The sequence below is a fragment of the Streptomyces colwelliae genome (assembly GCF_048158785.1).
In the GTDB taxonomy this organism is placed as follows: Bacteria; Actinomycetota; Actinomycetes; order Streptomycetales; family Streptomycetaceae; genus Streptomyces.
Genome location: NZ_JBLTJC010000115.1, coordinates 21,255 through 28,613, shown reverse-complemented (window position 1 = coordinate 28,613; position 7,359 = coordinate 21,255). Strand labels below are relative to the sequence as shown.

Annotated in this window: 7 protein-coding genes; 4 read left to right on the top strand and 3 right to left on the bottom strand. The window is 71.8% G+C overall.

The window, feature by feature from the left end; genetic code table 11:
* Positions 1-284 precede the first annotated feature (284 nt).
* Positions 285-1,352: a uroporphyrinogen decarboxylase gene (gene hemE, locus ACNFOC_RS23945; protein ID WP_416961155.1), complete on the top strand. Its 1,068-nt coding sequence runs from the start codon at positions 285-287 to the stop codon at positions 1,350-1,352.
* Between the two features lie 6 nt (positions 1,353-1,358).
* Here hemE and ACNFOC_RS23940 read toward each other — a convergent pair whose 3' ends face one another.
* Positions 1,359-2,183 (bottom strand): rhomboid family intramembrane serine protease, encoded by an 825-nt coding sequence (locus ACNFOC_RS23940; protein ID WP_416961154.1) that lies wholly within the window; start codon positions 2,181-2,183, stop codon positions 1,359-1,361.
* Between the two features lie 125 nt (positions 2,184-2,308).
* Between ACNFOC_RS23940 and ACNFOC_RS23935 the strand changes: the two genes are divergently transcribed.
* A complete protein-coding gene (locus ACNFOC_RS23935) occupies positions 2,309-2,632 on the top strand; it encodes a hypothetical protein (RefSeq protein ID WP_384164709.1) in 324 nt (107 codons plus the stop codon).
* Positions 2,633-2,638: 6 nt separating this feature from the next.
* On the opposite strand, the gene ACNFOC_RS23930 is transcribed toward ACNFOC_RS23935, so the two are convergent.
* Both ACNFOC_RS23930 and ACNFOC_RS23925 read right to left on the bottom strand, forming a co-directional pair.
* Positions 2,639-4,039, bottom strand: coding sequence for an FAD-dependent oxidoreductase (locus ACNFOC_RS23930; protein WP_416961153.1), 1,401 nt, complete (start codon positions 4,037-4,039; stop codon positions 2,639-2,641).
* 27 nt (positions 4,040-4,066) lie between these two features.
* Positions 4,067-5,023: a DUF4349 domain-containing protein gene (locus tag ACNFOC_RS23925; RefSeq protein ID WP_416961152.1), complete on the bottom strand. Its 957-nt coding sequence runs from the start codon at positions 5,021-5,023 to the stop codon at positions 4,067-4,069.
* A gap of 161 nt (positions 5,024-5,184) precedes the next feature.
* On the opposite strand from ACNFOC_RS23925, the gene hemG reads away from it, so the two are divergent.
* Positions 5,185-6,615 (top strand): protoporphyrinogen oxidase, encoded by a 1,431-nt coding sequence (gene hemG, locus ACNFOC_RS23920; RefSeq protein ID WP_416961151.1) that lies wholly within the window; start codon positions 5,185-5,187, stop codon positions 6,613-6,615.
* A 4-nt stretch (positions 6,616-6,619) separates the two neighbouring features.
* Positions 6,620-7,351, top strand: coding sequence for a hydrogen peroxide-dependent heme synthase (gene hemQ / locus ACNFOC_RS23915; RefSeq protein WP_416961150.1), 732 nt, complete (start codon positions 6,620-6,622; stop codon positions 7,349-7,351).
* The last annotated feature ends 8 nt before the right edge of the window (positions 7,352-7,359 follow it).

The following is a 7,359-nucleotide window of genomic DNA, read 5'->3' as shown; positions in this document are numbered from 1 at the left end:
TTGCCAGTTGGGATGCTTCGGCGGCGACAGCGGCTGGGCCGCCGAGGTCGTCGAGGCTGGGCCCGGCTTCTAGTTGGTCGTGGGTGGCGGTGCGGCTCCAGGCGGACAGGGTGTTCTCCACGGCCGGAGTCGTCCATCCCGTCAGCGCCATCCGACAATCGTCCCTGAGCCGCAGCCATGCGGGAAGATTAAGGGGAACGGAGGCATCGTGCGGGACTAGACACCCGCTCTTCCGCTCAGCACACCGTGTAATCGCCTTCTGGCGCCGTGCGAGACTTGGCCCCGTGAGTGCCAACCAGAGCCCCGCGGGCCAGCAGCCGACCGCCACTTACGACTCCGCCTTCATGAAGGCGGCCAGGCGTGAGCCCGTTCCGCACACACCCGTGTGGTTCATGCGGCAGGCCGGGCGCTCGCTGCCGGAGTACCACAAGGTGCGCGAGGGCATCCCCATGCTGGAGTCCTGCACGCGGCCCGAGTTGGTCGCCGAGATCACCCTCCAGCCGGTGCGCAGGCACAACGTGGACGCGGCCGTCTACTTCAGCGACATCGTCGTCCCGCTCAAGGCCATTGGCATCGACCTCGACATCAAGCCCGGCGTCGGCCCGGTCGTCGCGAACCCGATCCGCACCCGCGCCGACCTCGCCCAGCTCCGCGACCTCACCCCCGAGGACGTCTCCTACGTCACGGAGGCCATCGGCCTGCTGACCGCCGAGCTCGGCTCGACCCCCCTCATCGGCTTCGCCGGCGCACCGTTCACCCTCGCGAGCTACCTCATCGAGGGCGGCCCGTCCCGCACGTACGAGAACGCCAAGGCGATCATGTACGGCGACCCCGAGCTGTGGGCCGACATCCTCGACCGCCTCGCCGACATCACGGCAGCCTTCCTCAAGGTCCAGATCGAGGCGGGCGCCAGCGCCGTCCAGCTCTTCGACTCCTGGGCCGGCGCCCTCTCCCCGGCCGACTACAGCCGCTCGGTGCTCCCCGCCTCCGCGAAGGTCCTCAAGGCGGTCGAGGGCTACGGCGTCCCCCGCATCCACTTCGGCGTCGGCACCGGCGAGCTGCTCGGCCTGATGGGGGAGGCCGGAGCGGACGTCGTCGGCGTCGACTACCGCGTCGCGCTGGACGAGGCTGCCCGCCGGGTCGGCCCGGGCAAGGCCCTTCAGGGCAACCTCGACCCGGCCGTCCTGTTCGCCCCCACGGAGGCCGTCGAGGCGAAGACCCGCGAGGTCCTGGACTCGGCGAAGGACCTGGAAGGCCACATCTTCAACCTCGGGCACGGCGTGATGCCGTCCACCGATCCGGACGCGCTCACCCGGCTCGTCGAGTACGTCCACACGCAGACGGTCCGATAACAGCGCTCACCACGTGTGCCGGGGCCTCGCCCGCCTGCCGAACAGCAGGCCGCGCGGTTCCGGCGGCGGGGGCGTGCCCGCCTTGAGCGGCCAGGCGAGCAGCATGCCCACCAGGAACCCGACGACATGCGCCTCGTATGCCACCGTGCCCGCGTCGGAGACGCCCTCGCCGGACGAGTAGAACGCCTGGAGCACGAACCAGAAACCCAGCACCAGCCAGGCCGGCAGGCGCAGCGGCAGGAAGAGCAGGAACGGCACCAGGACCCACACCCTGGCCTTCGCGTACAGCACCAGATAGGCGCCCAGCACACCGGCGATCGCCCCGGAGGCGCCGATCAGCGGGTCGGCCGAGTCGTCGTTGAGCAGCGCGAAGCCGTAGCCCGCCGCGTAACCGCAGACCACGTAGAAGAGCGTGAAGCGGATGTGGCCCATGCGGTCCTCGACGTTGTTGCCGAAGATCATCAGGAACAGCATGTTGCCCAGCAGGTGGATCCAGCTGCCGTGCAGGAACATCGCGGTGAAGACGCTCAGGGGCGCCGACTTGTCGTAGCCCGGTGGGCCGGCCGCGCAGGTCGGGCCGCCGGGGCCGGCCTGGACGGCGCCGGTCGGGACGAGCTGCGGCATCTGGTGGTGGATCAACTCCCGCGGTACGGCCGCGTAGTGGTCCAGGAACGCCTGTAGATGGCACAGCTGGGAGAGGTCGCTGCCGCCCGCCACAGAACCCGCCATTCCGGGTGTGGACAGGAAGACGAGCACGTTCGCGGCGATGAGCGCATACGTCACCCAGGGGGTGCGGCGCACCGGGTTCACGTCATGGACGGGGATGACCACAAGGGATTAGTGCCCGCGATACGCGCGGCGAACCGGTGAACACCGCCGTCCGCCTGTGCGTATGTCTCCTCAACCGCCCGCGGCGCGGGGAAGGCGTGTCGCGGGGACGACGTGAGGAACAGGCGATGAACGACCGAATTTCTCCTCAGATGACCGCCACGCCCGACGGCGAGGCCGAGATCTCCCTGGTGGTGCGCCTCCCCTGGGAGGACGTCGCCAGGCTCGGTCAGGAGGCGGGCCGGCTCGCCGCGCAGATGCAGCGGCCGGTGACCCTGGACGAGGCGGTGAGCAACCGGCTGAGGTCCAACGCGCTGGGCGCCCACGCGAAGCCGGCCGGGGCGCAGCCCGCCGCGATGGTGCCGCCGAGCGCGTCGGTGTCCTCGCTGCCCGCCAGGCCGCCGGCCGAGCAGGCACGGCAGGCCATAGACCGCATCAACGGAACCGCGTAAGCACGTTCAGCGCAGGCCGGCCTGGACCTTGGCGGTCGCCTTTCGGGCCGCCACCAGGACCGGGTCCCACACCGGTGAGAACGGCGGGGCGTACCCCAGGTCCAGGGCCGTCATCTGTTCCACCGTCATACGGGCCGTGAGGGCGACCGCCGCGATGTCGACACGCTTCGCGGCGCCCTCCCGGCCGACGATCTGCACGCCCAGGAGACGGCCGGTACGGCGCTCGGCGAGCATCTTCACCGTCATCAGGGCGGCCTCCGGGTAGTAGCCCGCGCGGCTGGTCGACTCGATGGTGACCGCCTCGAACCGCAGGCCCGCGCGGTGGGCGTCCTTCTCGCGCAGCCCGGTACGGGCGATCTCCAGGTCGCACACCTTGCTCACGGCCGTACCGACGACCCCGGGGAAGGTGGCGTAACCGCCGCCCACATTGGTGCCGATGACCTGCCCGTGCTTGTTCGCGTGGGTCCCCAGGGCGATGTGCCGCTCCTGCCCGGAGACCAGGTCGAGCACCTCGACGCAGTCGCCGCCTGCCCAGATGTTCTCGTGCCCGCGCACCCGCATCGCCAGGTCGGTGAGCAGCCCGTCGTGCTGCCCGACCGGCAGCCCGGCGGCCTTCGCGAGCGTCGTCTCCGGGCGTACGCCGATCCCCAGGACCACCACGTCCGCCGGGTACTCCGCGTCCTCCGTGACCACGGCCCGCACCCGCCCGTCGTCCCCGGTGAGCACTTCGGTGACCCGGGCGTCGTCGACCATGGTGATGCCCAGGCCCTCCATTGCCTTGTGCACCAGCCGCCCCATGTCCGGGTCGAGCGTGGACATCGGTTCCTTGCCCCTGTTGACGACGGTCACGTCATACCCGCGGTTGACGAACGCCTCCGCCATCTCGACCCCGATGTACCCGGCCCCGACCACCACGGCACGACGCCCACGCGTGCGTGCCAGCGAGTCGAGCAGCGCCTGCCCGTCGTCGAGCGTCTGCACCCCGTGCACCCCGGGCGCGTCCACGCCCGGCATGTCCGGGCGGATCGGCCGCGCGCCGGTCCCGATCACGAGCTTGTCGTACGACGTCCAGGACTCGGCCCCGGAATCGACGTCACGCGCGCGTACCCGCCCGCCCGCGACGTCGAGCTCCACGACCTCGGTGCGCATGCGCAGGTCGATGTCGCGCTCGCGGTGCTCCTCGGGGGTGCGGGCGATCAACTCCTCCGGTGCGGAGACGTCGCCGCCCACCCAGTAGGGGATGCCGCACGCCGAGTACGAGGTGAAGTGGCCGCGCTCGAAGGCCACGATCTCCAGCTCGTCCGGCCCCTTGAGGCGACGTGCCTGCGACGCCGCGGACATGCCCGCGGCGTCGCCGCCGATGACGACCAGTCGTTCCCGGGTACCCCTCGCACGGCTCATGTTCATGCGAACACGCTACGGGGACCGGTCATTTCAGTCCTGCCCGCCTTCCTCCTCCGGCCGTACCGGACGGGCCACCGGCAGCGGGCCCACCGCGGTGGCCGCCGGCGCGGCCGCGGCCCGGCGCGGCCGTACGAGACGCAGCCACAGGACGAGCGCCAGCGCCGCCACGGCCGCGAACGGCAGGACCGCGCCGAGCGCCAGGGCGATCCAGCGCAGCATCGTCACGAAGACGTGCCAGCCGCCCGCCACGGCGTCCACGAAGCCGGGGGTGTCGTCCTTCGCGGCGGCCTTCGCCACCGGGGTCTGCGACAGGGACAGGGTGATGGTGGCCAGGCCGGTGCGGTCCTTCAGGGAGGCCTGCTGGGCGAGCAGCGCCTCCAGGTCGGACTCGCGGGTGCTCAACTCGCCCTCCAGCTGCACCACATCGCTGAGCCTGGTGGCCCGGTCCATCAGTTCACGCACGCGTGCCACGCTGGCCCGCTGCGAGGTGATGCGGCTCTCCACGTCCACGACCTGATCGGTGACGTCCTGCGCCTTCGCGGTCCGGTCGAGGAGCTTGCCCGCGCCCTCCAGGTCGGTGAGGACCTCGTCGTACTTGTCGGTGGGCACCCGCAGGACGACCCGGGTGCGCTCGTGCCCTTGTCCGTCGAGGCTGGTGGACTCGTTGCCGACGAACCCGCCCGCGTTCTCGGTGGTGGTACGTGCCTCGTCGAGCGCCTTCGGTACGTCCTTGACCCGCACGGACAGCGAGGCCGTACGGATGATGCTGCTCGCGGTGAGCTTGGGTGCCGTCTTGGTGTTCCGGGCGTTGCCGCTGCCGGACGCGCCCTCTTGTGGAGCGGCGGCCTTGCTGTCGGCCCCCGCGCCCGCGTCGCTGGCCGTGGCGCTCTTGTCGTTCGCGCCGCTGCACCCGGCCAGCGCGAGCACCGAGGCCAGCAGGAGTCCGGCCAGGGCCTGGATCGGCCGTATGGAGTGTCGTGTGCGCATGTGTCGCTACCCCCGAGGGTCGTCGTGACGACTGACGCTCCTTCGACGCCGGGACCGGCCGGGACGTTGGCCGGAAACGGTCCCGATGCGGTCACGGTCGGGACTCGCACCGGACACCGGGCCGGAGCCGGACTGTCAGTCGGGTCTGAGAGGCTGGGGGCATGCGCGAAGTGGAGACTCGTACGGGCACAGGGCATGTCGTCGTCATCGGCGCCGGGATCGGGGGGCTGGCCGCCGCACACCGGCTGCTGGACAGAGGCGTGCGCGTGACCGTCGTCGAGGCGTCGGAGCGGGTCGGCGGCAAGCTGCTGCCCGGTGAGATCGCGGGCGCCCGCGTGGACCTCGGCGCCGAGTCGATGCTGGCCCGCCGCCCCGAGGCCGTCGCGCTGGCCCGCGAGGTGGGCCTCACCGACCGCCTCCAGCCGCCCGCCACGGCCACCGCGTCGATCTGGACCCGGGGTGCCCTGCGCCCCATGCCCAAGGGCCATGTCATGGGCGTCCCCGGCACGGCGTCCGCGCTCTCCGGGGTGCTCTCGGAAGAAGGCCTGGCCCGCATCGAGCGCGACGCCGACCTGCCCCGCACGGAGGTCGGCGACGACGTCGCGGTCGGCGAGTACGTGGCGGCACGCCTCGGCCGCGAGGTCGTCGACCGCCTCGTCGAGCCCCTCCTGGGCGGTGTCTACGCGGGCGACGCGTACCGCATCTCGATGCGCTCCGCCGTCCCGCAGCTGTTCCAGGCCGCGCAGACCCACGACTCCCTCACCGAGGCCGTCCGGGGCATCCAGGAGCGCGCCGCCGCCGCACAGCAGACCGGCCCGGTCTTCATGGGCATCCAGGGCGGAGTGGGCCAACTGCCGCTCGCCGTCGCCGAGTCGGTCCGCGCGCGGGGCGCCGAGATCGTCACCGGCACACCGGTGACGGAGCTGCGCCGGAGCGGGGCATCGGGCTGGCGGGTCGTCGCCGGAGAGCGCGTGATCGTCGCCGACGGCGTGATCGTCGCCGTACCCGCCCCGGTCGCCGCCGAGCTGCTCCGGCCCGAAGCGCCGGGCGCCGCAGCCGAGTTGGGCGCCGTCGAGTACGCCTCGATGGCCCTGATCACCCTCGCCTACCGCCGAGCGGACATCGAACTCCCCCAGGGCAGCGGCTTCCTGGTGCCGCCGGTCGACGGCCGCACCATCAAGGCGTCCACCTTCGCCTCCCAGAAGTGGGGTTGGATCGCCGACGAGAACCCGGACGTGCTGGTCCTGCGCACCTCGGTGGGCCGGTACGGCGAGACGACGATCCTGGAGCGCGACGACGCCGGCCTCGTGGACGTCTCGCGCCACGACCTGCGCGAGGCGACCGGCCTCGACGCCGAGCCCCTCGCCACCCGGGTCACCCGCTGGACCGACGGCCTGCCCCAGTACCCGGTCGGCCACCACGCGCGCGTGGCCCGCGTCCGCGAACACGTCGGCAAGCTGCCCGGCCTCGCGGTGTGCGGCGCGGCCTACGACGGCGTCGGCATCCCGGCCACCATCGCGAGCGCGTACGCGGCCGTCGAGCGGCTGACCGGCGACCCGGTGCCGAACGCCTCCGGCGGAGCGGGAGAATAGCCCCATGAGCGACGACGCCCCCACCACCGAGCCCGGCCGCATCCCGAACAAGGGCAAGCTGGCCAAGGACCTCAACGAGGCCATCCGCTACACGCTGTGGTCCGTCTTCAAGCTGAAGGACGTGCTGCCCGAGGATCGTGCCGGATACGCCGACGAGGTCCAGGAGCTGTTCGACCAGCTCGCCGCGAAGGACGTGACCGTCCGCGGCACGTACGACGTGTCGGGCCTGCGTGCCGACGCCGACCTCATGATCTGGTGGCACGCCGAGACCGCCGACCAGCTCCAGGAGGCGTACAACCTCTTCCGCCGCACGAAGCTCGGCCGCGCCCTGGAGCCGGTCTGGTCGAACATGGCGCTGCACCGCCCCGCCGAGTTCAACCGCTCGCACATCCCGGCCTTCCTGGCCGACGAGACGCCGCGCAACTACATCAGCGTGTACCCGTTCGTGCGCTCCTACGACTGGTACCTGCTGCCCGACGAGGACCGCCGCCGCATGCTCGCCGACCACGGCAAGATGGCCCGCGGCTTCGCGGATGTGCGCGCCAACACGGTCGCCTCCTTCTCCCTCGGCGACTACGAATGGCTCCTGGCCTTCGAGGCCGACGAGCTGTACCGCATCGTCGACCTCATGCGCCACCTGCGCGCCTCCGAGGCCCGCATGCACGTCCGCGAGGAGGTCCCGTTCTACACGGGCCGCCGCAAGGACATCGCGGAACTGATCGCCGGCCTCGCCTAGGCGACCCG

Excerpts from the sequence above, each read along its gene's own strand:
- ACNFOC_RS23935 (WP_384164709.1), top strand. The coding sequence starts at position 2,309 with ATGAACGACCGAATTTCTCCTCAGATGACCGCCACGCCCGACGGCGAG.
- ACNFOC_RS23930 (WP_416961153.1), bottom strand. The coding sequence starts at position 4,039 with ATGAACATGAGCCGTGCGAGGGGTACCCGGGAACGACTGGTCGTCATC.
- ACNFOC_RS23925 (WP_416961152.1), bottom strand. The coding sequence starts at position 5,023 with ATGCGCACACGACACTCCATACGGCCGATCCAGGCCCTGGCCGGACTC.
- hemG (WP_416961151.1), top strand. The coding sequence starts at position 5,185 with ATGCGCGAAGTGGAGACTCGTACGGGCACAGGGCATGTCGTCGTCATC.
- hemQ (WP_416961150.1), top strand. The coding sequence starts at position 6,620 with ATGAGCGACGACGCCCCCACCACCGAGCCCGGCCGCATCCCGAACAAG.